General features: G+C 41.5%; 22 protein-coding genes. 9 read left to right on the top strand and 13 right to left on the bottom strand.

What is annotated here, in order from left to right; genetic code table 11:
- Nucleotides 1-4: 4 nt before the first annotated feature.
- The 6 genes from rnc to E0D95_RS05965 all read right to left on the bottom strand — a co-directional run bounded on the left by rnc (nt 5) and on the right by E0D95_RS05965 (nt 5,945).
- On the bottom strand, nt 5-697 hold the full coding sequence (rnc, locus tag E0D95_RS05940) for a ribonuclease III (protein WP_130803027.1): 693 nt from the start codon (nt 695-697) through the stop codon (nt 5-7).
- Nucleotides 669-1,043, bottom strand: a complete 375-nt coding sequence (locus tag E0D95_RS05945) for a DUF4845 domain-containing protein (RefSeq protein ID WP_130803028.1) — start codon at nt 1,041-1,043, stop codon at nt 669-671. The genes rnc and E0D95_RS05945 overlap by 29 nt, the downstream gene beginning before the upstream one ends.
- Before the next feature lie 23 nt (nt 1,044-1,066).
- Nucleotides 1,067-1,894 (bottom strand): signal peptidase I, encoded by an 828-nt coding sequence (gene lepB, locus E0D95_RS05950; protein WP_130803029.1) that lies wholly within the window; start codon nt 1,892-1,894, stop codon nt 1,067-1,069.
- A 63-nt stretch (nt 1,895-1,957) separates the two neighbouring features.
- Nucleotides 1,958-3,775, bottom strand: a complete 1,818-nt coding sequence (gene lepA / locus E0D95_RS05955; RefSeq protein ID WP_130803030.1) for a translation elongation factor 4 — start codon at nt 3,773-3,775, stop codon at nt 1,958-1,960.
- Nucleotides 3,776-3,989: 214 nt separating this feature from the next.
- The gene (locus tag E0D95_RS05960; protein WP_130803031.1) at nt 3,990-4,439 is read right to left on the bottom strand and encodes a thioesterase family protein; all 450 of its coding nucleotides are present in this window, start codon (nt 4,437-4,439) and stop codon (nt 3,990-3,992) included.
- Nucleotides 4,440-4,562: 123 nt separating this feature from the next.
- Nucleotides 4,563-5,945 (bottom strand): Do family serine endopeptidase, encoded by a 1,383-nt coding sequence (locus tag E0D95_RS05965; RefSeq protein WP_130803032.1) that lies wholly within the window; start codon nt 5,943-5,945, stop codon nt 4,563-4,565.
- A gap of 257 nt (nt 5,946-6,202) precedes the next feature.
- Here E0D95_RS05965 and nadB point away from each other — a divergent pair, with 257 nt between their 5' ends.
- A complete protein-coding gene (gene nadB, locus E0D95_RS05970) occupies nt 6,203-7,843 on the top strand; it encodes an L-aspartate oxidase (protein ID WP_130803033.1) in 1,641 nt (546 codons plus the stop codon).
- 64 nt (nt 7,844-7,907) lie between these two features.
- On the opposite strand, the gene tmk is transcribed toward nadB, so the two are convergent.
- The 3 genes from tmk to pabC are packed head-to-tail and all read right to left on the bottom strand — an operon-like array spanning nt 7,908 to nt 10,431.
- Nucleotides 7,908-8,507 carry a dTMP kinase gene (tmk, locus tag E0D95_RS05975; RefSeq protein ID WP_130803034.1) on the bottom strand — a complete coding sequence of 200 codons (600 nt, stop codon included), beginning with the start codon at nt 8,505-8,507 and terminating at the stop codon, nt 7,908-7,910.
- 36 nt (nt 8,508-8,543) lie between these two features.
- Nucleotides 8,544-9,617, bottom strand: coding sequence for an endolytic transglycosylase MltG (gene mltG / locus E0D95_RS05980; RefSeq protein ID WP_130803035.1), 1,074 nt, complete (start codon nt 9,615-9,617; stop codon nt 8,544-8,546).
- A 1-nt stretch (nt 9,618) separates the two neighbouring features.
- Nucleotides 9,619-10,431: an aminodeoxychorismate lyase gene (gene pabC / locus E0D95_RS05985; RefSeq protein ID WP_130803036.1), complete on the bottom strand. Its 813-nt coding sequence runs from the start codon at nt 10,429-10,431 to the stop codon at nt 9,619-9,621.
- 165 nt (nt 10,432-10,596) lie between these two features.
- Between pabC and E0D95_RS05990 the strand changes: the two genes are divergently transcribed.
- The 6 genes from E0D95_RS05990 (at nt 10,597) to E0D95_RS06015 (ending at nt 16,061) form a co-directional block, all read left to right on the top strand.
- Nucleotides 10,597-11,598 carry a sulfate ABC transporter substrate-binding protein gene (locus E0D95_RS05990; protein ID WP_130803037.1) on the top strand — a complete coding sequence of 334 codons (1,002 nt, stop codon included), beginning with the start codon at nt 10,597-10,599 and terminating at the stop codon, nt 11,596-11,598.
- 25 nt (nt 11,599-11,623) lie between these two features.
- Nucleotides 11,624-12,229, top strand: a complete 606-nt coding sequence (locus tag E0D95_RS05995) for an RBBP9/YdeN family alpha/beta hydrolase (protein ID WP_130803038.1) — start codon at nt 11,624-11,626, stop codon at nt 12,227-12,229.
- A gap of 65 nt (nt 12,230-12,294) precedes the next feature.
- On the top strand, nt 12,295-13,128 hold the full coding sequence (cysT, locus tag E0D95_RS06000) for a sulfate ABC transporter permease subunit CysT (protein ID WP_130803039.1): 834 nt from the start codon (nt 12,295-12,297) through the stop codon (nt 13,126-13,128).
- A complete protein-coding gene (cysW, locus tag E0D95_RS06005) occupies nt 13,125-14,015 on the top strand; it encodes a sulfate ABC transporter permease subunit CysW (protein WP_130803040.1) in 891 nt (296 codons plus the stop codon). Before cysT ends, cysW begins: the two co-directional genes overlap by 4 nt.
- A gap of 10 nt (nt 14,016-14,025) precedes the next feature.
- Nucleotides 14,026-15,087 carry a sulfate/molybdate ABC transporter ATP-binding protein gene (locus E0D95_RS06010; RefSeq protein WP_130803041.1) on the top strand — a complete coding sequence of 354 codons (1,062 nt, stop codon included), beginning with the start codon at nt 14,026-14,028 and terminating at the stop codon, nt 15,085-15,087.
- A gap of 50 nt (nt 15,088-15,137) precedes the next feature.
- Nucleotides 15,138-16,061, top strand: coding sequence for a CysB family HTH-type transcriptional regulator (locus E0D95_RS06015; RefSeq protein ID WP_130803042.1), 924 nt, complete (start codon nt 15,138-15,140; stop codon nt 16,059-16,061).
- A gap of 193 nt (nt 16,062-16,254) precedes the next feature.
- Here the strand turns inward: E0D95_RS06015 and rpmE are convergent, their stop codons facing one another.
- The 3 genes from rpmE to E0D95_RS06030 form a co-directional block, all read right to left on the bottom strand.
- Nucleotides 16,255-16,479, bottom strand: coding sequence for a 50S ribosomal protein L31 (gene rpmE / locus E0D95_RS06020; RefSeq protein WP_004989885.1), 225 nt, complete (start codon nt 16,477-16,479; stop codon nt 16,255-16,257).
- 231 nt (nt 16,480-16,710) lie between these two features.
- Nucleotides 16,711-17,724 (bottom strand): bile acid:sodium symporter family protein, encoded by a 1,014-nt coding sequence (locus E0D95_RS06025; RefSeq protein ID WP_171478534.1) that lies wholly within the window; start codon nt 17,722-17,724, stop codon nt 16,711-16,713.
- 241 nt (nt 17,725-17,965) lie between these two features.
- Nucleotides 17,966-20,155: an AmpG family muropeptide MFS transporter gene (locus tag E0D95_RS06030; protein ID WP_431830740.1), complete on the bottom strand. Its 2,190-nt coding sequence runs from the start codon at nt 20,153-20,155 to the stop codon at nt 17,966-17,968.
- A 186-nt stretch (nt 20,156-20,341) separates the two neighbouring features.
- On the opposite strand from E0D95_RS06030, the gene E0D95_RS06035 reads away from it, so the two are divergent.
- Nucleotides 20,342-22,939 carry a Lon protease family protein gene (locus E0D95_RS06035; protein WP_431830754.1) on the top strand — a complete coding sequence of 866 codons (2,598 nt, stop codon included), beginning with the start codon at nt 20,342-20,344 and terminating at the stop codon, nt 22,937-22,939.
- A gap of 56 nt (nt 22,940-22,995) precedes the next feature.
- On the opposite strand, the gene E0D95_RS06040 is transcribed toward E0D95_RS06035, so the two are convergent.
- A complete protein-coding gene (locus tag E0D95_RS06040; RefSeq protein ID WP_130803046.1) occupies nt 22,996-24,177 on the bottom strand; it encodes a trypsin-like peptidase domain-containing protein in 1,182 nt (393 codons plus the stop codon).
- A 171-nt stretch (nt 24,178-24,348) separates the two neighbouring features.
- Here E0D95_RS06040 and E0D95_RS06045 point away from each other — a divergent pair, with 171 nt between their 5' ends.
- Nucleotides 24,349-25,107, top strand: coding sequence for a Nif3-like dinuclear metal center hexameric protein (locus tag E0D95_RS06045; RefSeq protein ID WP_130803047.1), 759 nt, complete (start codon nt 24,349-24,351; stop codon nt 25,105-25,107).
- The last annotated feature ends 2 nt before the right edge of the window (nt 25,108-25,109 follow it).

Consider the following 25,109-nt stretch of genomic DNA (forward strand, 5'->3'; position numbering starts at 1 on the left):
CAGGCTATTGCTCCAATAACTTTAATATTTCTGCCGCCGCTGCCTGTTCAGCAAAACGTCGACTTGACCCCTCACCTAGTATATTCGGCAGACCATCTACCGTACACTGCACTTTAAAGTGCTGATGAGGTGCATCACCCTGAATATCTACAACCTCGTAAACAGGGAGAGGTTTTTTACGTGCTTGTAGATACTCTTGTAAACGCGATTTAGGATCTTTAAGCTGATCACTTGGCTCAATATGATCCAGATATGGCGTATACCATTTTAAAACAATACTTTTAAGTAGCTCTAAATCACCACTGTCGACATAAATTGCACCGATAATGGCTTCTACTGTGTCAGCTAAAATCGATTCGCGATGATGTCCACCCGATTTTAATTCACCCGTGCTTAATATTAAACACCGACTAAGTTTCAAATCGTTTGCAATTTTGCCTAGAGCTTCCTGACGTACCAGTGTAGCACGCATACGGGTAAGCCGACCCTCATTTTCATGCGGATAAGCTTGATATAAATAATTGGCAATGATCATGCCAAGTAATGAATCGCCCAGAAACTCCAGACGTTCATAATTGTATTTGTGACTGACAGATCGGTGTGTTAAAGCAAGCTGAAGCAACTCAGCTTGTTGAAACTGATAACCAATCCTGCTCGGTAATCGAGGATCACTTAGCTTGGACTGACCTTTGATCAAAATTTTTCTCGAATGTTAGAACTAAATCAATATTGAATAAGAAAGGTTTTCTTATCTCATATTTCTTGCTGACGTTGAGACCATTGTTCGTTGTGACTTTGACAATATCCTTAAAATTTAAATCGCGGATATTGTTCATTTGCAAACGTTGATCCATTTGTGTATCAAACTTACTTGGTGTGATGTCTGAAGGACTGTTTTTCACCAATTCTTCAATTTGGTTATTAATCACACGGTCATCCCAATAGGCTGGCCATAATGCAACGGCAGCCTTGACTGCCAATGCAAATAAAACTACCCCAAATAAAATCGCTAAATACGAAGCACCTTGCTGAGACTTACGCATTTTAAATATTCCTAGTCGTGTTTTTAGTCAATTTTCCCATTACGACTGAACGATGGAATTTTCAAACCAGGTTCTTTGTGCATCCAGATATAAAATGCGCGACCTGTTAAATTTTCCTCAGGAACAAATCCCCAGAAACGGCTATCCGCACTTTGGTCACGGTTATCCCCCATTGCAAAATAATGCCCTTTCGGAACAGTCACTTCCCAATATAAACCATCTTGATTCGAATATTTACCATTTTCTACATAATTGATGAACGGTGCCTGACGTGCAACATTTACACCTTCAAGTTCGCGCATGGTAAAAGTATGATCCCCCAATGTCTCTTTATGATAAATTGAGGTTGGTGTGTCTAAAATGTCTTTCTCACGATGGAATTCTGTCGCCACTTTAGGAACTTTTTGACCATTAATACTCAACTTACCATGATCATAGACAATATGATCGCCCGGCAAACCAACCACACGTTTGATGTAGCTAATGGTCGGTTGTGGTGGATAACGAAATACAATCACTTCACCGCGTTTAGGTTCACCGACATCCATAATTTTCTTATTGATGATTGGTAAACGTACGCCATAGTCAAATTTATTCACCAAGATAAAATCACCCGTTTCCAGTGTAGGTACCATGGAATCTGATGGAATATTAAATGGTTCGTATAAGAAAGAACGTAAAATTAAAACAACAGCCAGAACAGGCCAAAAGTCATATGCCCAAGTAATCAGAAAATTTTCATTCTCTCGTCCTTTGCTTGCACGCTGTTTAAAAACCAGCTTGTCCAGCAGCCACACGATAAAAAACAACAGTGTGACTGGAACGAGAATCAAATTAAAATCAAAATCCACAAAACCTCACTCGCAGCACTGCTGCTCGCCTTGTGGCTGGACAAAGCATACGCTTGCCAGCCTTTATCTATCGACTTTTAAAACCGCTAAGAACGCTTCTTGTGGGATTTCAACACTGCCCACTTGTTTCATGCGTTTCTTACCTTCTTTTTGTTTCGCAAGTAATTTCTTCTTACGCGACACGTCCCCACCGTAACATTTTGCCAATACGTTTTTACGCATGGCTTTTACGGTAGAACGCGCAATAATCTGTGCACCAATCGCAGCCTGAATGGCAACATCAAACATTTGACGTGGAATCAGATCTTTCATTTTTTCAACCAGCGCAATTCCACGATGACGTGCATCCTGACGGTGACAGATCATAGCCAAGGCATCGACCTTTTCACCATTAATTAACACGTCAACCTTAACCAGAGATGAACTTTCAAAACGCACAAAGTTATAATCTAAAGATGCAAAACCACGTGAACAGGATTTTAATTTATCAAAGAAATCCATGACCACTTCAGCCATCGGAATTTCAAAGGTCAAAGACACCTGATTACCCAAATATTTCATGTCTTTTTGCACACCACGACGCTCGATACACAAGGTCATGACATTGCCCAGATATTCCTGTGGAACCAGAATATGACATTCAGCAATCGGCTCACGTAAGTCTTCCACCAAACTCCCGTCTGGCATTTTTGAAGGGCTGTCGATATAGATCGTATCCCCTTTTTTGGTCAAGGCTTCATAGACAACCGTAGGTGCAGAACTGATTAAATCCAGATCGTACTCACGCTCTAAACGCTCTTGTACGATTTCCATGTGGAGCATACCCAAGAAGCCACAACGGAAACCAAAACCGAGTGCATCTGAACTTTCAGGTTCAAAAAACAAAGCAGAGTCATTAATTTGCAGTTTTTGTAAGGCTTCACGGAATGGTTCGAAGTCACTGGCGTCAATCGGGAATAAACCTGCATAGACCTGTGGTTTAACTTTTTTGAAACCCGGCAAAGTCGCAACTTCAGGTGTTGAAGACAAGGTAATGGTATCACCCACTGGTGCACCAAAAATATCTTTGATCCCCGCAATGACGAAGCCCACTTCACCTGCTTCGAGAATATCGGTTTCAGTGTGTTTTGGGTTAAATACCCCGACAGAGGTAACCGGGTGAACCTGACCTGTGGATTTGACCAGCATTTTATCGCCTTTACGAATGCGACCTTGCTTGATCCGAACCAAAGACACCACGCCTAAATAATTATCGAACCATGAGTCGATAATTAAGGCTTGCAACGGTGCATCACGGTCACCTTCTGGCGGTGGAATCACATCGACCAAACGCTCAAGTACGCCTTCAACCCCTAAACCTGTTTTTGCAGAACAGGTTGGCGCATCTGTGGCTTCAATTCCAATAATTTCTTCAATTTCATGAATCACACGCTCAGGTTCTGCCTGCGGTAAATCAATTTTATTTAAAATTGGAAGAACTTCTAAACCTTGTTCAATTGCGGTATAGCAGTTGGCAACAGACTGCGCTTCTACGCCCTGCGCTGCATCCACAACCAATAATGCCCCTTCACAAGCCGCCAAAGAACGCGATACCTCATAAGAGAAATCTACGTGTCCCGGTGTATCAATAAAATTCAGTTGATATTCCTGACCATTGGGATGAGTATAATACAGCGTGACTGATGCCGCTTTAATGGTAATGCCACGTTCACGCTCAAGCTCCATTGAATCCAAAACCTGAGCCTGCATTTCACGGTCTTGTAAACCACCGCACATCTGAATAAAACGGTCAGCCAAAGTTGACTTGCCGTGATCAATGTGGGCAATGATCGAAAAGTTACGAATGTTTTTGATATCAACGGATTTTTTAGCCGACGCCATAGATTACTCTGAAAAAAAGTACATCTTTAAACGCAATACTTCACACAGTATGCAAGATGTAAAAGGACTGTCCTAAATTGCTGCACAGTATAAGCAACCACACATTAAAAATATAGTGCGATCATTCCGCTTTTAAAACTATTCATGTAATCATCAGCAAATATACGACCTACATAAATTTTATGATTTAAAAACACAACACAATGCAATTGATTTAGTCATAGCTGATGGTGAAATCAATTGCATTGATGTCTTGAGCTAAAGGCTGATAAGTTTGGGTAAAGGTCGGCGACATACGTTTTGGTCGACCCGTACTAATTTCCACACAAGCCCATTTGGTTTTAGCAACGAATAAGATGCTCTGGTCTTTAGGACGATAAAACACATATTGACGTGATAAATATAAGCTATCAATCGCATCCAACCATGTGCGAAGGATCACTTCATCACCTTCAAAAGCGGCTTTGCGATATTGTATATGATGCTCCACCGCCACCATGGCATGATTCATTTCCAGATACTGTTTTAAGCCTAGTCCCAGCCGATCTATATGTGCTGTTGCAACATCCTGCATCCACTGTACATATTTGACGTTATTGACATGCCCTAATTGATCAATATGTTCAGGTTGAACCTTGAGTTTTAAATCAAAAATCGCACTCATTAATTCGCTATTCCACGTTTCATCGGACTCATCCCTATTCAACTTATACGCTGTATTTTACCTGAAATATCCAATAAAAAAGCCACTTCAAATGAAGTGACTCTTCTTAATCCTAATGAGCATTTATTTAATTCGTAAACCCAACATCGCACTTTGCCCTTGACGAATAATTGAAACCCGTGCAACTGAGTTTTTCGGTAAAGCAGCGACAGTTTTAGCAAAATCATTGGTATTTAGAATGGCTGTGTTATTGATCTGAGTGATCACATCACCTGAAATAATATTGGACTGTGCTGCCAGCCCACCACGTGTTACATCCTGCACCAAAATACCACCACGTACATCTAAACGTGATTGTTCGGCTGGCGTCAGGTTGCGAATTGCCATACCCAGTACTGGACCATTTTGTTGTGTGGCACGTTCTGAAGTTGCTGGCGTATCATCTGGTGCAGTGGTTAAAGTGGCTGAAATAGTACGTGGTTTTCCATCACGCAATACATCTAGCTGAATCGTTTGTTTTGGCATGGTGCGATTCAAATAGTTTAAAAGGTCAGATGTACGTGAAATTGCAGAACCATTATATTTCATAATGATATCGCCTGATTTTAGACCCGCTTTGGCAGCAGGTGAATCTGGGGCAACTTGAGTAATGAGTGAACCCTCTGGTCGCGGTAAATTGTAAGCATCCGCAAGGTTACGATCGATATCCTGTAGCATTACACCTAAGTAGGAACGTGTGACTTTACCCGTGGTTTTAAGCTGTTGCACGACGTCCATCGCGACATCAATCGGAATGGAAAATGACAAGCCCATATAACCGCCTGTCCCACTAAAAATACGCGAGTTCACACCAACGACTTCGCCACGCTGGTTAAACAGTGGTCCGCCTGAGTTACCCGGATTTAAAGCGACATCGGTTTGAATAAATGGAACTGAGGTTTCACCCATCATATTTCGTGATTTTGCGCTGACAATCCCTGCCGATGCAGAATAATCAAAACCGAATGGCGAGCCAATTGCCAAAACAGGCTCCCCCACTTTAAGCTGATCAACATTACCAATTTTTAAAGATGGATAGCTGGTTCCATCCACTTTAAGTAACGCCACATCGGTACGTTCATCACTACCAATCACTTTGGCATCAATTTCACGTCGATCCTGCAATGTAATGGTAATACGTGAAGCATCCTCTACTACGTGATGATTGGTCAGCAAATAACCGTCATTACTAATAAAGAAAGCACTGCCATAGCCAGTTTTTTCCTGCGGGGTTTGTTGTTGTGGAATCACCACCTGATTGCCAAAAAAACGACGCAAAATTTCTGGTACTTGTTGTTGTAATAACTCTTCCTGAGTCATTTTTTTCACAACATTCACGCTCACCACTGCTGGACTGGCTTGTTCGACCAAACTTGAGAAATCAACAGGGGTTGCAGCATCCGCTTGTACAGCAGCCATAGTAAATACCATGGCATACATTCCATTTTGTAAATAGCGACTTTTCATGTAGCACAAACTCACACACTGGTTCTAGGTTTAACTCAATTGTTTTAGCACAACTTTTTTTTCATTTCCGTAATAATATGTGTATTATTTTTAGCAATGAAAAAATGTATTCTTCCATTCAATTTTTTGCGTTTTGATCATTTCAGTTTCAAACGTTTGAACGTTTTATTGAAATTTCGAGTTAGATTTAAGCATATAGAGTCTTGCCTTTTCTTAAAAAAAAGCGTGTTATTAGCAAACTTTTTGTAAATTAGCTGATGGACATGCCTGATTCAAACACAACTCATCATTTTGATGTGATCATTGTGGGGAGTGGCGGCGCTGGTTTAAGCCTCGCTTTGTCATTACCAAGTCATTACAACATTGCAGTTCTCGCAAAATCCACGTTGACGGAAGCCAGTACTTTTTATGCACAAGGCGGTGTCGCTGCGGTACTGGATGAAACAGATTCCATTCAACAGCATATTGATGACACCATGATTGCAGGCGCACATTTATGTGAACTTGATGCCGTCAAACAAACGGTTGAAGGTGGACGTCCATCAGTTTATTTTCTTTTAAATCATGGGGTTGAATTTACTCTTGATGAAGAAGATCAGCTTCATCTGACTCGTGAAGGCGGTCACTCACAGCGTCGTATCATCCATGCAGCCGATGCAACAGGCAAAGCCATTTCGACCACATTGGTACAACGCGCCAAAGAACAAAAAAATCTCACAATTTTTGAAAATTACATCGCCATTGATGTCATTACATTACATAAATTAGGGCGAAAAGATCAAAGTAATCGTGCCATTGGACTGTATGTGCTCGACGAAAAAACTGAAAAAGTGCACACCTTTTTAGCGCCATTTACCGCACTTGCCTGTGGCGGTGCAATGAAAGCCTATCTTTATACGTCTAATCCAGATATTGCCACGGGTGACGGGATTGCCATGGCTTATCGTGCAGGTTGTCGCGTGGCGAATATGGAGTTTAATCAATTCCATCCAACCTGTTTGTATCATCCACAAGCACGATCTTTTTTAATTACTGAAGCCATGCGCGGCGAAGGCGCGTATTTACGCCTGCCTGATGGCGAGCGTTTCATGCTGCGTTTTGATGAGCGTGCTGAATTGGCACCTCGTGATATTGTAGCTCGAACGATTGACCATGAAATTAAACGTTTAGGGATTCGTCATGTTTGGCTGGATATTACCCATAAACCCGCCGAGTTTATTCAGGAACATTTTCCAACACTTTATACTCGCTTGCTTGAACTGGGCATTGATATCACCAAAGATATGATTCCAGTGGTTCCAGCGGCACATTATACCTGTGGTGGTGTGGTGGTAGACGAGCATAGCCAGACGGATATCGAAGGCTTATATGCGATTGGTGAAACGTCTTATACAGGTTTGCATGGCGCAAACCGTATGGCCAGTAATTCACTACTCGAATGTTTTGTCTATGGCATGAGTGCGGCACAGGATATTCAGAATAAATTTGATTCAAGTTTTAAATTGCCCAATGTTCCCGCTTGGGACGAATCACAGGTCACAGATGCAGATGAAGACGTGGTAATTTTGCAAAACTGGGATGAATTGCGTTCGACCATGTGGAACTATGTGGGGATTGTACGCACGACCAAACGTCTGGAACGTGCCTTACATCGTATTGAAATGCTGAAACGGGAAATTAACGAGTATTATCAGGACTATCGGGTCAGTAAAAACCTGATCGAACTCAGAAACTTGGTTTTAGTTTCAGAAATGATTGTGCGCTGCGCCATGCAACGTAAAGAATCTCGTGGCTTACATTACACACTAGATTATCCTGAACTAGGAACAGAACTACGCAAAACCGTACTGACTCCGCCAAGTTTTGAAGTTGAACAACCGTTGGTGAATGTGATTTAAACGCCAAACATCAATAAATAAATGCGTGGAATATATTTTCCACGCATTTTCTATTCCAAATATTCTATTTTAAATAGCTTAGTGCTTGCTCAAACACCAATTCAGGGGCTTGTGTCGCGTCCAGACGTTTGACCCGTTCTGGATATAACTGATGTAACTCTTGATAGCCTTCACGCACGCGCTGAAAAAATTCGACTTTTTCCTGTTCAAAACGGTCTAACGCGCCACGTTCACGCGCACGCGACATCCCCAGTTCAATCGGCGCATCTAGCCAAAAGGTAATATCTGGCATCTGTGAGACAAAAGTTTGATTTAAAATACTCAGTTTTTCTTTGCTTAAACCACGCCCCGCACATTGATAGGCATAACTGGCATCGGTAAAACGATCACTGAGGACTGTTTTTCCAGCATGCAAAGCGGGAATAATCACCTGTTCCAAATGCTGCGCACGCGCAGCATAAATCAATAAAAGTTCGGTGTCATGCGACATTTTTTCTTCATGATTGACTGCAAGCAGTAAATCTCGGACGCGTTCAGCCAGTGGCGTGCCGCCGGGTTCGCGAGTTAATACAATCTGTTCACCCTGACGCTCAAAATACTCATAAATCTTGCGAATGAGCGTAGTTTTGCCCACCCCTTCCGTGCCTTCAAAGCTAATGAACATATAATCTTCCTAAATTTTGAATACTCATGTTTTTGGCTACTCGCTTTTTGATCGAAGCACGGACAAATAATCCTGAACCGCCTGATTATGTTCTTGCAAAGTGGCACTAAATTTATGTCCGCCATTCCCCGTCGCCACAAAATAAATATTGTTTGAGTTGTCAGGATGCATCGCAGCTTCAATCGCTTTTTTGCCTGGCATTGCAATCGGGGTTGGCGGCAAACCCGACATGGTATAGGTATTATAAGCAGTCGGTGTACGCAAATCCTGTCGACTAATTTTTCCTTGATATCGATCACCCATACCATAAATCACAGTTGGATCGGTCTGCAAACGCATTCCCAGTTTTAAACGGCGTACAAATACTCCAGACACTTGCTCAAGCTCACGGTCCAGACTGGTTTCTTTTTCAATAATGGATGCCATGATCAAGGCTTCATACTTATTTTTATAAGGCAAATCGGCTGCGCGATTTTGCCATGCTGCATCTAAAGTTTTCATCTGATAATGATATAAATCGGTCAGAATTTTTTGATCACTTTCCCCTTTGGAAAAGAAATAAGTATTCGGGGCAAATAAACCTTCAGGATGTGAATACGGCAATCCCAATGCTTTTGCGATGTGTTGTTCAGGTAAATTTACAACTGATTTGGTGATATACCGATCTTTTTTTAGATTGGCAATGAGTTGTTTAAAGGTTGTTCCTTCAATGACCTGAACCCGAATCATTTGTGCATTTTCAGCATTGGACAACATCACTAGAACTTGTCGAATACTCATGCCTTGAGGGATTTCATACACGCCGGCTTTCATGGTGTCATGAATAAAAAATTTCTGATAAATCTTTAAAATTAATGGAATTGAAACCTGATTTTCCTTTGCCAGACGTTCAATAAAATGCGAATACGTATCCCCACTCGCAACGACCAATAATTCCTTTTTACCTTTGACAGGATAATTTTTAAATAGATTCATCCATAATAGGCTAAATACAGCAATCACCAATATGCAAAAGACCAGCAGCCATTTTCTATTTTTCGCAAAAAAACCGATTTTACTTGGCGGCTTCTTTTTGTTCTTGGCTTTAGCTTTGTTCGAAGGTTTTGACATATCAGTGAATCTGGTTCAGTTGAAGGGTATGAAAAAGGTCTACACAAATTTGGGCGTCTAAGGATTTTCCATCAAGATGGGTCACGGCTTTCATCGGGCTGAGAGCATTACAAAAAAACAGTGCCTGAATATTGGCAATCTCATCCATATCGACAAAACCATGAGCCACAGGCACATTAAGTTTTTCCATACGGGATAAAATTTCCGCTCGCATCACACCGTGCACGCCATTATAACGAAGTTCAGGAGTAATCCATGTATCTTTTAAATAAATAAAGCAATTACTGCTCACACCTTCCACAATTAAACCTTGTACATCGGTGACTAAGGCCTCGAGCCATTGTCGTTGATCGGCTTCTTGTTTAAGTAAAACCTGTTCTAGCCGATTTAATGTTTTTAAGCCAACCAAGTGCGGCATACTCATGCCCATCACCTGATTTAAAACACCACTTGGTATCAATTCAGGTTGAAATGACGTTTGATGTTTCGGATAAAACCAGACATACACATCGGCATGCTGCTCTGGCAAGCTATAGCCACGCTGCCCCACTCCACGACTAATGATAATTTTTAGCGTACCATCCAAAACATCGAATTGATCCTGTAGTTGTTGCAGACTTTTTTCAATGAACGACAAATCTGCTTTGAGATATAAATACGCGCAGCTATTTTTTAAACGCATCAGATGTCGCGCTTTTAATTCAAAATGTCCCTGATAAATACGTGCTGTGGTAAAGCATCCGTCACCATAGTGAAAGGCACGATCTTGTAAATCCAGTGCTTCCACTTGTTCTGCATTTTTAAAACACCACATGTCCAAACATCCCGTTGATTTTCTTGCTTAGTTTAAAAACACCTAAGCTTTTTCTATTTCTTTTTTATTCATATAAAATTCATTTTTTATTATTTTTTATGGATAACAACTCGCAGTATGCTGCACGCATGTTCAAAACATTTCGATATATTTGAGGGAAAAAACATGCGTTTAGCACAATTAAAGGTGGGGATTCTAGCGACGTTGATCTCAGTGTCATCTTTTGCAGCCACAGACTTTTTAAACGTTTCATATGATCCAACACGTGAACTATATGAAAACTTTAATAAAGAATTTGGTGCGTTCTGGAAACAACGTACAGGTCAGGATGTCAATTTTAAACAATCCCACGGCGGTTCAGGCAAACAAGCCCGTGCAGTCATTGATGGCCTACAGGCAGATGTCGTGACCTTGGCTTTGGCAGCGGATATTGATGAAATCGCTAAAAATGCAAAATTGCTCCCGGCGGACTGGCAAAAGAAATTTCCACAGAACTCTACGCCTTATACCTCAACCATTGTATTCCTTGTGCGTAAAGGAAATCCAAAAGGCATTAAAGACTGGGCTGATATTGTAAAACCAGGCGTTGAAATTATCACACCGAATCCAAAAACATCAGGTGGTGCGCGCTGGAACTATTTAGCTGCATGGGCTTGGGCAAAGCATCAATATGGTTCTGATGCCAAAGCACGTGACTTTGTTCGTCAGATTTATAAACAGACCAAAGTTTTAGATTCTGGTGCACGTGGCGCAACCACGACCTTTGCTGAACGTGGCATTGGCGATGTGTTACTGGCTTGGGAAAACGAAGCGTATTTAGCACAGCGTGAACAACCGGGTAAGTTTGAAATCATCACACCATCACTTTCAATTTTGGCAGAACCACCTGTAGCCATTGTTGAAAAGAATGTGAAAAAAGATGGCAATGAAAACTTAGCCAAAGCTTATTTAAATTTCCTGTATTCACCAAAAGGCCAAGATATTGCCGCGAAAAATTTCTATCGTCCACGTAATGCAGACATTTTAAAACGTTACAGCAGTACCTTTAAGCCATTAAAACTGGTGACGATTGATAAAGAATTTGGTGGCTGGGCTAAAGTGCAAAAACAACACTTTGACAATGGTGGCGTTTTTGACCAAATCGTCAAAGAAAACAATACCAAGTAATCGGTGTATTTAAGGGAGCAGTCGCATGTTACATACAGTTATCGTGCCGGGGGTTGGAGGTAGTGAATATCAACACTGGCAATCATGGTTACAACGTGAACTGACCAACTGCTCCCGTGTGCAACAAAAAGACTGGAATCATCCAGTCTTGGATGAATGGGTTGATCAACTGCTTGCAACTGTCCAGTTGATTGATCACCCGATTCAAATTGTGGCGCATAGTTTTGGCTGTTTAACCAGTGTCGCAGCATTGGCTGAACATCCTGAGCTACGAAAAAGAGTCAAGCATTTAACCTTGGTTGCGCCTGCTAATCCAGCACGTTTTGGTGAAGCCGGATTCGCTCGCAACAGTACTCAAGATTATGCCCATTACTTTCACCAGTTAAAAATTGATGTACCGACCCAACTCATCATCAGTGAAAACGACCCGTGGTTACATGTTGATGATGCCATGCGTCTGGCTCAGGCTTGGCAGATCAAACCTGTCAATCTTGGGCAAGTCGGTCATATTAATGTGGCTTCAGGCTTTGGTCCTTTTCCAGAAATTTTCGATTATATTCTTCAGGAAAAACAGCCACATCGACTCATGCCCTATCGTGATCAATATTCAATGATCAAATACGCGATTTAGTTTTTTATTTAGATTTTGTTTAGATTTGCCTGCTATTTGTCAGGCGTACTCTTTTAGGAGTTCTCATGTCGCAGCGATCCCGAGTGCTGCCAGGATTTGGTCTTTCACTAGGTTTTACCCTAGCGTATTTATCACTCATTGTCCTTATTCCGCTTTCAGCCGTTTTTATCAAATCTTTTGGGGTTGGCTGGGATGGTTTATGGGAAATATTGAGTTCAGAACGAATCCTCAAGTCATTGCAGCTTAGTTTTGGTACTGCTCTTATTGCAGCTTTAGTCAATGTTATTTTTGGCTCTCTATTGGCATGGTGCCTAGTACGTTATACCTTCCCCGGTAAGCGTTTAATTGACGCATTGGTAGATTTACCTTTTGCCTTGCCAACAGCAGTTGCAGGTATTGCCCTCACTTCGTTATATGCGCCTACCGGCTGGATTGGCCAATATTTGGCACCCTTAGGTATACAAGTGGCTTATACCCCAATCGGGATTACCATTGCCCTGATTTTTATCGGTATTCCGTTTGTGGTACGGACCGTACAACCTGTACTTTCGGATATCGAAACAGAACTGGAAGAAGCTGCTTCTGCATTAGGTGCGAATCGTTGGCAGATTGTCAATAAAATTATTTTTCCGATCTTACTGCCTGCATTACTTACAGGTTTTGCCTTAGCCTTTGCACGTGGTGTCGGTGAGTATGGCTCGGTTATTTTCATTGCAGGTAATCAGCCATTTAAAACTGAAATTGCACCGTTAATGATTATTTCTCGTTTGGAAGAATACGACTACCCTGCTGCCACAACGATTGCAGTGGTCATGCTCGTGATTTCCTTTGTAATCTTACTCCTGATTAACCTTATTCAGGCGTGGGCAAGCCGTCGTACTGGGAGAACCGTGAAATGAGTTTAGTGACCAGCAGCAATGCACTTGCAGTCAAATTACAATCACGTGATTCTACCCGTGAACCAACATGGGTACGTTATACCCTACTGACCATCGCTTTGATCTTTTTCTTAAGTTGTCTGATCTTGCCCTTGGTTTTGGTTTTTGTAGAAGCTTTTCGTCAAGGAATTGATGTTTATGTAAATGCTCTCACCAATCCAGATACTTTATCTGCGGTCAAACTCACACTGCTTACTGCCGCAATTGCTGTGCCTTTAAATGTGGTATTTGGTGTTGCGGCAGCTTGGGCAGTTGCCAAATTTCAATTTCGTGGCAAATCCATTTTAACCACGCTGATTGACTTACCATTTTCAGTTTCACCTGTTATCGCTGGTTTAATGTTGGTTTTGATGTTCGGTATGCAGGGTTGGTTTGGACCGTGGCTGATGGATCACGATATTAAAATCTTGTATGCCGTGCCTGCTATTGTACTTGCGACTGTGTTTATTACTGTTCCTTTTGTCGCACGTGAATTGATTCCTTTAATGGAAGCGCAAGGCACAGAAGAAGAAGAAGCGGCAATTGTCTTGGGTGCGTCTGGTTGGCAAACCTTCAGAAAAGTGACCTTACCCAATATCAAATGGGGACTGCTGTATGGTGTGATTCTGTGTAATGCCCGCGCAATGGGTGAATTCGGTGCAGTTTCAGTCGTTTCAGGTCATATTCGCGGTGAAACCAATACTTTGCCCTTACATGTCGAAATTCTCTATAACGAATATACCTACAGCGCAGCCTTTGCAGTGGCATCTTTACTGGCATTTCTGGCCATTATTACCCTCATTTTAAAAACATGGGTGGAAATACGTCAGGAAAAACAAAACAACCGAAATGATTCAGCAGCTTCTTGAGGAATGACCCATGAGTATTCAAGTTAAACATATTGAAAAACACTTTGGTGCATTCCACGCACTGAAAGATATTTCACTCGATTTTCCAGAAGGACAATTGGTGGCACTACTTGGCCCATCTGGCTGTGGTAAAACGACCTTACTGCGTATTATTGCAGGTTTGGAATCCGCAGATTCAGGTCAAGTGTTACTCGAAGGCAATGATGCAACTAAAGTACATGTCCGTGAACGTCAGGTGGGTTTTGTCTTTCAGCATTATGCGCTGTTTCGTCATATGACCGTATTTGACAATATTGCCTTTGGTTTACGTGTTCGTCCACGTAATACCCGTCCAAATGAAGCTGAAATCAAAAAACGAGTCACGCGTTTGCTGGATCTGGTTCAACTTGGTTTTTTAGCAGATCGTTATCCGGCACAGCTCTCTGGTGGTCAACGTCAACGTATTGCGCTTGCTCGTGCATTGGCGGTTGAACCACGTGTGTTATTGCTAGATGAACCTTTTGGTGCGCTGGATGCCAAAGTGCGTAAAGAATTACGCCGCTGGCTCAGAACCTTACATGACGAATTGCATATTACCTCTATTTTTGTAACCCATGATCAGGAAGAAGCACTTGAAGTTGCCGATCAGATTATTGTCATGAATAAAGGTAATGTTGAACAAATTGGTTCACCACGCGAAGTCTATGAAAAACCATCTACCCCGTTTGTATTTGACTTTTTAGGTCAAGCCAACCGTTTTGATGGTGAACATCACGATGGCATCGTACAGATTGGTGAAAATAAGATCATCCTGCCTTCAACTGCTCAAGCGCCACAAGGTAAAGTCATTGCTTTTGCCCGCCCAGATGAGTTACATATTCATGCCCAACCGCATGAAAATAGTATCGAAGCTATTTTTGTACGTGAACTATGGATTGCAGGAAAAGTGATTGCCGAATTACAGGATCGTCAAGGTCGCTTGATTGAAATTGCACTCAGCCCTGAAGAAGCCAGACAGCATCAATTCAGACCGAATCAAAGTGTCTGGGTCAGCGCTTCGCAGCTTCACTTATTTGCCGATCAAGTTGCCTAGATTCAATTTGAGGATGCTGTGTATGCATCCTCAAAAGAGAGATAAAAATTATGAATTTTCAACAATTAAGAATCATACGAGAAACTGTCCGTCAAAACTTTAATTTGACCGAAGCTTCGGCAGCGCTTTACACCTCTCAATCGGGTGTGAGTAAGCACATTAAAGATTTAGAAGATGAGCTGGGCGTTCAGCTTTTTATTCGTAAAGGTAAGCGTTTGCTCGGTTTAACTGAACCGGGACAAGCATTGTTGGGTATCGTAGAAAGAATGTTGGTCGATGCTGAAAATATTAAGCGTCTTGCTGATGATTTTAATAAAGTCGATGAAGGTACGCTAACCATTGCCACCACACATACTCAGGCACGTTATGTCCTTCCCCCAATCGTCAATCAGTTTAAAAAGCTTTTCCCAAAAGTGCATTTAGTTTTGCAACAAGCCAGTCCGACAGAAATTTCTGAAATGCTGCTGCAAGGTGAAGCTGATATTGGTATTGCGACAGAATCTCTGACCACTGAGGAAAATCTGGCCAGTGTTCCGTATTATCAATGGCAACATAGCATTATTGTGCCGCAAAGCCACCCATTAAGCACGACCACGGATATCACATTAGAAGCTTTGGCCAACTTCCCGATTATTACCTATCACGGTGGATTTACGGGTCGTTCAAAAATTGACAAAGCTTTTGAAGATGCAGGTATTGATGTCGATTTGGTCATGTCTGCTCTGGATGCCGATGTCATCAAAACCTATGTTGAACTAGGCATGGGAGTCGGCATTGTCAATGATGTTGCTTATGATGCAGAGCGTGATTATCGCTTAAAACAAATTAAGACCGCTATTTTTGGCTTAAATACCACGTGGATTGCAGTGCGTAAAGGACATTTGCTGCGTGGCTATGGCTATGAGTTTATTTCGCTCTGTTCACCAGAAGCAGATATTAAGGCACTCAAAAAAGTGGCTTATCCTGATGAATAATCAGATATTATAAAATTTTCTTCATCACGATTTAGACCCTCTTTATTTTTCTCGCTAAGGGAGAAATAAAAAGGGCGTATAAAAGAAATCTATTGTTATTGGCTAAAATTGACATAAAAAAAGAACCGCAATCTGCGGTTCTTTTTTTGGAAAACTGAAACCAGATAAATTTCTTGTTTCAGATTTTCTGCTATTAACGTTTGATAGAACGTGACATACCAGCAAAACGTTGTTTGAATTTGTCAATACGACCGCCAGTGTCCACATTCTTTTGTTTACCAGTATAGAATGGGTGGCAAGCTGAACATACGTCAAGATAAAGTGTTTCTTTACCTAAAGCAGAACGAGTTTCAATCACGTTACCGCAAGAGCAAGTTGCAACTAATGTTTCGTATTTTGGGTGAATATCGGCGCGCATGGTCGATGACTCCTAATTTGAAGAAAGGCTTAAGCTGTTATCGCAATTGATCACTCTTAATATTCAATTCCAATGAATCCAACACTAAGGAAAAGGCTGGTCGACTCAATGAGGTTACACAGCAGATCAACACCATAACAGACCATTTCTCTTGGCCCACCGAGACGAATCCGTCAGAGCTAAGCACAACAAGTGGGCATTATTATATACCTAAAAAAGCCAGATGGCGAATTATTCAAGAACTGTTTTATCTTTCGGTGCGACTGGTTCATGCTTTTTTGACCAATAATTTGCAATAACACCGCACACCATCAATTGAATTTGATGAAAGATCATAATCGGTAGCACAATCATCCCCAACGGTTGTCCGCTAAATAAAATTTGCGCCATGGGTACACCACTCGCCAGCGTCTTTTTGGAACTACAAAAGAAAATGGTAATTTGATCGGCTCGATTAAATCCAAGCCATACAGGTACAAATAATGCAAGCAGCATAATGATGGTCAGTAAAACCGAACACGCCAAGACCAGATAGAATAATGTCACTAGGCTCACCTGATGCCAAAGCCCCGCAACTACAGCACTACTAAAAGCACCGTAAACCACCATCAAAATGGTGCCTTGATCAAATGCTTTGACAATACCTGGCACTTTTTTCATGTAAGGAAAAATCTTAGAACGAAATACCTGTCCCAAAATAAAAGGAACCAATAATAACAACGTGATCTGTATGATCGATGTAGTCGGATCATAGTTATGTTTCGATTGACCAAAAATAAAAAAACTGACCAATACAGGCGTAATAAACATACCGATTAAATTTGAAAATGAAGCACTGCATACCGCTGCCGCAACATTACCTTTCGCCACAGAGGTAAAGGCAATAGAAGACTGAACTGTCGATGGCAAAAAGCACATAAACAAAAAGCCCCAGTATAATTCCTGCCCCAATACAGGAAGTAGCAGCGGTTTTGCCATTAAACCCAGAATCGGAAACACGACAAAAGTAAAAGCAAAAACCAGTACATGCAGTCTCCAGTGTAAAATCCCTTCAACAATGGCTTCTCTTGAAAGTTTGGCACCATGCAAGAAAAATAAAATCGCGATGGCGATATTGGTTACCACTTCAAAAATACTGGCCGCATGACCCGACACAGGAACAATACTTGCCAGAGTCACCATCAAGATCAGTAAAACAGTAAAACGATCCAACGCCAGTAATTTGAACATCGCATGACATCCCATAAGTCATTCATAACAAAGCCCGATACATGAAAGTTACCGAGAAGTAAATTGTCATGTTATCGAGCTTGCTTGATAAAGCCAGTTTTCAAATAAAATGTTCAGTATTTCTTTAAAAACTTAACTTCTAAATCAGATAGATACACTCGGCTATTATATGCATTTTCACTCGAATTAAACACACTTAACCCAAGATAAACTGCTTCATTCAAGCCTGAATAAGCTACATATAAACCACCAATACTTATATATCAGTGCTCTTGGATGCAAGTGCCTGATGTTCTTTCAACAATTTTGCCACCCACACCACTAAAACTAGAATTGGAATACCAATCAGCGTGGTCATGAGGAAAAATTTTGGATAACCAATGTGAGTCACGATCGTACCTGAATATCCACCCAACAATTTAGGCGTTAAGGTCATTAAAGAACTGAAAATCGCATATTGAACGGCTGTAAACGACACACTGGTTAAACTCGATAAAAATGCAATAAACGCCGCGCCCGCTAGTCCTGACGCCAGATTATCCACAATAATGGCAAAGTAAAGCCAATGAGCACTATACGCCTTAATTACCTTGCCCTTCAGCTCTGTACTTGCATTTGAGTCGATTTGTACAGGTGTAATCGATTCAAGTTCAATATTCAATGCCTGACCTTGACCTGAATCAGCAAGCGTATAGTGTCGTTGAGTTTGAATTAAACTCTGACCTTGGGACGAAATCGCTTCCGCTGAAATCACTTGAGTCGATGAGTTTTTTAAAGCCTGAGAATCAATAATTCCGCTGAAATTACCCGTTGCATCCAGTTTAGTTTTAAAACTTTTGCCATCTAGCTTTAACATAATCGGTTGTTCGGTACTTAACTGATCAACCGTTAAGCCCGAAACTTGTCCTTTGACCACCACACTTTGTTTTAATTCTTCGGTCGATAATTGATTATCACTGGTTATTGGTAAAAGCTGAATTTGGGGTTCGCCTACTTTCGCACTTAAATAAGGCAAATTGACAGAAACCGAATCTGCCGGACTTTGAGCAAACTGACTTTGAACCTGAATTTGACGATTTTCCGCTAAAACTGAATTTGGAACGGATAACTTAAAATATCCGACTTCATCGGTTTGTGCCGTATAGTGGTGTGTCCCAATCTGAACCTGTACATCTGCCAAAGGCTGACCTGATTTAACCAAACCAATAAAAATTAAATTGGTAGAACTCGCCAGCACAGCACCGACAAACATCAATTTCATAATGTTCATGCGCTGTGCAAGTAAACCACCCAAAAAACCACCAATCAGACTAAAAATAACCCCATAAACTTTTACCGCTTCAGCAATTTGTTCTTTACTAAAATTTAAGTCTTGATAAAAAACATTAGAAATGACACCCGCAATAATGTCTGAGATCCGATAAAACCCAATTAACAGCAACAATACCAGCGCAAGTTTTACGCCATAGCGTTTAAAGAAATCAAGAACAGGTGCAACCCATGTTTCCATTGCCATCTGTCGGTTCACAACACCTACCCGTACCAACAGATAGCCAACCAACAAAGCACATGCAGCGGCCGTTAAAAAACGTAAAGCTTCCAAACCAAATAAAGCGGCGGTATCGGTAATATTTGCAGCACTGGTCACTAAATCGGTGACATTTCCAGAATAAATATAAGTCACCACAAAGCTTGCCACGGCGACAAAAAACACAAACACCAAACGATAATAATCACTGCGTTTATAGTCTTTATATACTCGGTTGACTTGCGGTTCACGAACAACCAAAGTGGTGATGATTCCCACCAACATGACTGCTGCCATGGTTAAATAGGTATATTTCCAAGCTTCATAAATATAATTACCTTTTGAGGTGCCCAAATATGCTGCTAAAAATAAAGCACCTGCACCCGCTACAATCATCCCAATCCGGTAACCTGCGTTATAAGTTGAGGCTAAAACCGTTTGCATTTGCGTTTCGGCAAGCTCAATCCGATAGGCATCAATCACAATATCCTGTGTAGCAGCAGAAAAGCCAAGCAATACTGCTCCAACAGCCATCTGAATCAAATAACTTTGACCAAGCGATGGATCAGAAAAAGCCATAATACAAATCGCAATCACGATCAGTACTTGTGCAATCAATAACCACGCGCGACGCCGACCCAATGTTTTAGTCAGAACAGGAACCGGAAGTTCATCAATCAAGGGCGCCCATACAAACTTAAAAGAATAGCCTAACGCTGCCCAACTAAAAAAAGTCACTGCACTTTTATCAATACCGGCTTCCCCAAGCCATAAAGATAGGCTCGAAAAGATCAGGAGAATGGGAATCCCCGCTGAAAATCCCAGAAATAACATAATCAGGGCACGACGATCGAGAAAGGCTTCAAAAGCAGCTTTCCATCCAGTAGTTTGTGTGGTCATTCGGTTATTATTTTCCAAAGATTTTATAAAACAGCCTATTCAATCGCGTTCTGAGCAAGCTTTCAATATGGTTTATCAAAAGCTGAACATTTTAATCAATAAAAAATGCGTTGAAGCTTGATATTTTGTCCTAAACCTGTATACCTTTAAATCTTACCTCTAGTTTATTTTTGGATTTCACCTGTGACCCAAAGACACGATCAAATGGCTTCAACTTTATCTTCAACTCCAACCACAGCGACAACTCTAAAAACCAATAACCTACCTACAGCATTTGAGCAAACAGAGATTCAAGCGACATTAGACAAAACCACACTTAAACCTGAGCAATTGACACATACGCCAGATCTGGACAAAATTCCATCATCTACACGTCGTATCAAACCACTGAATAATTTTCTGGGTCAGGATCGCGCCCGTGCTTCTGTAGAGGCAGGCATCTCTCTACCTTATTCAGGCTATAATATTTTTGCAGTCGGTACAGCAGGTTTAGGCAAACGCACCATGATCAAGCGTTTGCTCCAACAACATGCCAAAAATATGCCGACCCCAGATGACTGGGTCTATGTCAATAACTTTAAAAATGCGCGTCAGCCACTTGCGCTTCGTTTTCCAGCAGGTCAAGGTCCAAAATTTCAAAATGCCTTACATCAGGCATGGCAAACCATCTTAAAACAACTTGAACGACGTTTTACCGCTGAAACCTATCACAATCGTATTGAACAGATTCGTCAGGAAACAGGTGACGAACAACAAGAGGCTTTGGTTGAACTGACCAAAGAAGGCGAAACACTTGACCTCAAACTGATTTCTCGCAATGAAGAACATTGCTTTGTACCTGTACATCTAAAAGATGACCAAGTTCAGGAAATGACGCAAAATGAAATCAATGCGCTGACCACCAAGCAACGTGCTGAAATTGCAGCCAACATGCGTTACATGGATAAAAAACTTGAACGCTTAGGACTGCATTTGGGTGATCTTGAAGACGATGCACGTGATCAGGTGTCTGAATTGAATCGTGACATTGCCAAACAAGTGGTTTTACCTCGAATTGACCTGCTCATTAAAAAAAATCAGAGCGTGGTCGGACTTGAAGATTACTTACAACGTTATGCTGAAGATATTATCCAGAATGTCGAAACCATTTTGGCGCAGGAAGAAGATGATTTTTCCCCTGCACTGTTTAATCGAGTTCCCGCTCGCTATCAAGCCAATGCCATTGTAACCAACAAGCCCAACGCTGGCGCACCAGTGATTTTTGAAGACTTCCCAACCCATTACAATTTGTTGGGGCATGTTGAACAGCTTACTCAAAATGGTACGATCACTACTGATTTTACTTTAATTCGTCCTGGTTCTTTGCATAAAGCCATTGGTGGTTTTTTGATGCTGGAAGCGGAACAATTGCTTGAGCAACCTTATGCATGGCAAGGGCTAAAACGTGCGTTGAAGTCTGGACAACTCAAACTTTCTTCACTTGAGCATATGCTGACCCTGACAGGTAGTATTTCAATTGAACCTGCGGCAATACCGCTTGATATCAAAGTGGTTTTATTAGCGGAACCTGAAATTTATTATGAAATTTTAGAAGTTGAACCTGAGCTCGGCAGCGTATTTAAAATTCGCGCCGACTTCACCGATACATTACAACGTAATGACAGCAATGAGCAGGCTTATATGCAACTTATTGCCGATTATGTTCAGGTCGACAAGCTCTTGCCTTTTGATCGTTCAGCATTATCAGCATTGTTGACCGATTCAAGCCGTCAGGCAGAAGATCAAAGTTCCTTGTCTTTACATGCATCTACATTGGGTGATTTGATCCGTGAGGCGCATCACCATGCCTTTACTGCCGGTGACAAAACCGTTTCTGATAGGCATGTGAATCAAGCCCTGCATCATCGTCAGTACCGCTTGGGGTATTTGCGCGAATTGTACTGGCAAGATTTATCACGCGGTACTCAGTTGATTGAAACTCAAGGTCATCGTTTGGGTCAGATCAATGCATTATCTGTCATTCACTATGCAGATGTTGAATTTGGCTTACCTTCACGCCTAACTGCTTCGGTGTATCAAGGTGGTGGCGATATTCTGGATATTGAACGCAGCGTAGAATTGGGCGGTTCATTACATGCCAAAGGCGTGTTGCTGATGTCGAGCTTCTTAAAAGCGCATTTTGGTCGTTCGCAAATTTTACATTTTTCTGCGGCATTGGCTTTTGAACAAAGCTATGGACAGGTCGATGGCGACAGTGCAACCGTTGCAGAGCTTTCGGCCTTAATTTCAGCGATTAGCCAGATCCCCATTGATCAATCATGGGCGATTACAGGTTCGATGAACCAACTTGGTCAGGTTCAACCGATTGGCGGTGTCAATGCCAAAATTGAAGGCTTCTATGATGCTTGTAAACTACAAGGTTTGACGGGCAAACAGGGCGTCATTATTCCGCGCCAAAACATGCAACATCTAATGTTGCGTCAGGATGTGATTGAGGCAGTCGAAGCAGGTCAGTTCCATGTCCATGCGATTGAAACCATTGATCAGGCTTTAGAAATTTTGATGGCTCGACCTGTAGGCGTACTGGATAAAAAAGGTCGTTATAGCAAAGGTTCAATATACGCTGCGGTGATGGAGCAGCTTGAATACTGGCAAGCCATTGAAGATGGTGACGAAGTTGATGACGAGCCAAAGAAAAAGAAAAAAAAGAAGAAAAAGGCAAAAAATGAAGATGTGGAAAATGAAACTGCTGTAGAAGAAGCTGCGGTTTTACATCCTGTCTTTAGACGTCGCAGAAAATAAGATAATCCATAAAAAAACAAGCCTCATCACGAGGCTTGTTTTTTAGGGCATAAAACTTAACGTTTTGGTAATGGAATATATTGAGAGCTTTGGTTCTGGCTCTTACGCTCACCCACTTTAACGTCCAATGTCGCTGTTTGACCGTTGCGCTCCACTTCCAGCCTCACTGTCGTGTTCGGTGCTTGTAGTGCCACATAATTAATTAAATGCGACGCTGAATCGATCACTTCATCATTCACTTTTAAAATTTTATCGCCCACTTTGACACCAGCCTGATCGGATGGACCGCCACGTAATACATCGGCCACCACTACGCCAGCCTGACGCGGTGCTAACACATCATCCTGATCCTGATTGGGCGCAACCAGACTAATACCCAACCAGCCACGAATCACACGACCATCTTTTAAAATTGAATTAAGCACCTGCTGACAAACCTGCGCAGGAATCGCAAAGCCAATACCTAAAGAACCACCAGACTGCGAAAAAATCGCGGTATTTACCCCAATCAGATTTCCTGCGACATCAATCAACGCTCCACCAGAGTTACCCGGATTAATTGCAGCATCAGTCTGAATAAAATCCTCATAAGTATTAATGCCCAAATCAGAACGACCTGTGGCAGAAATAATACCTTGTGTGACGGTCTGGCCAACTCCAAATGGATTGCCGATGGCTAAAACCACATCACCCACTTCATTACCACTTAACTTAAAAGGCAGAACAGGGAGTTTATCCAATTCAATTTTAATGACTGCCAGATCGGTATCTGGGTCTGTTCCAATCACTTTTGCAACCGCACGACGACCATCATTCAATCCAACCACAATTTGATCTGCCTGCGCAATCACGTGATTATTGGTTAGAATATAGCCATCTGGTCGTACAATCACACCCGACCCCAAACTATTTTCATTTTCCTGACGCGGTTGCGGCAACTGATTACCAAAAAATTCACGAAAAACTGGATCATTGAGTAAAGGATTTGCGGCCTGCTTTATTTTTTGTGTGGTAAAAATATTAACCACGGCAGGTGCAGCTACTTTTACAGCTGCACTATATGAAACCACTCCCCCTGCACGTGACGTATCAACCAAAGGTTTGACATTTTCAGCGGGCATTTTTACGCCATCAGCAGCCACAGGCGCTTTAGGCTGGTTTAATTTTTGCCATGAAAGAAAACTGATAATGACAATGATGAGAAGTATCCACGGTAACCATGTAAAAGCACGACGCACGTTTACATCCTCTAAGTATGATTTAATTTATTGAAGAAAAAAGAGTTTACTTATTGTAAAGCATAAGCTTATCGATAGCTGAAAAACATAAAAAAGATTTGTCTAGCTTTAGTTACCATTCAAAATGTGTTTTGATGAACTTGGTTGAATAGATTCAGAGTCAAGTTATTCATGGCAAATTTAAATGACATTATCAAATGGTGCGATCAAACGTTATTGAGTGCAGAGTTTAAAGATTATGCGCCCAATGGTTTACAAATTGAAGGTAAAGCGGATGTAAAACGTATTGTGTCTGCGGTGACCGCATCTGAAACAGCGATTGATGCCGCCATTGAGCTAAAAGCAGACTTATTATTGGTTCATCATGGCTATTTCTGGAAAGGTGAGCCGTATCCAATTACAGGGATGCGCGGCAATCGAATTAAAAAACTGATTCAACATGATATTTCCTTAGTGGCTTATCATCTACCTTTAGATACACATCCAACTTTAGGCAACAATGTCGCAATTGCCGACCTTTTAGAGCTTCAAGATATTGAAGCATTAGACAGCAGTGAACGACATCCCATCGGCAATATTGGTTATTTAAAACAGGCAGTTTCGCCTGAAGAGTTTCAGCATAAATTACAACAGGTTTTCGACTTTAATATTGTTCATTTACCTGCCAACAAATCCAGTATTCACAAAGTCGGCTTTTGTACAGGGGGTGCTCAGGATTTTATTGCCAAAGCTGCACTGCAAAATTGTGATGCTTATTTGTCTGGTGAAATCAGTGAAAGAACTTTCTATGAAGCCCAAGAGTTAAATGTACACTATTTTGCCTGCGGACATCATGCCACAGAACGTTATGGTGTTCAGCGTTTAGGGAAAGCATTAGCTGATCAATTTTCACTCGAATATCATTATGTTGAGTTGAATAATCCAGTTTAAGT

This window comes from Acinetobacter ihumii (assembly GCF_900625095.1).
GTDB classification, from domain to species: domain Bacteria; phylum Pseudomonadota; class Gammaproteobacteria; order Pseudomonadales; family Moraxellaceae; genus Acinetobacter; species Acinetobacter ihumii.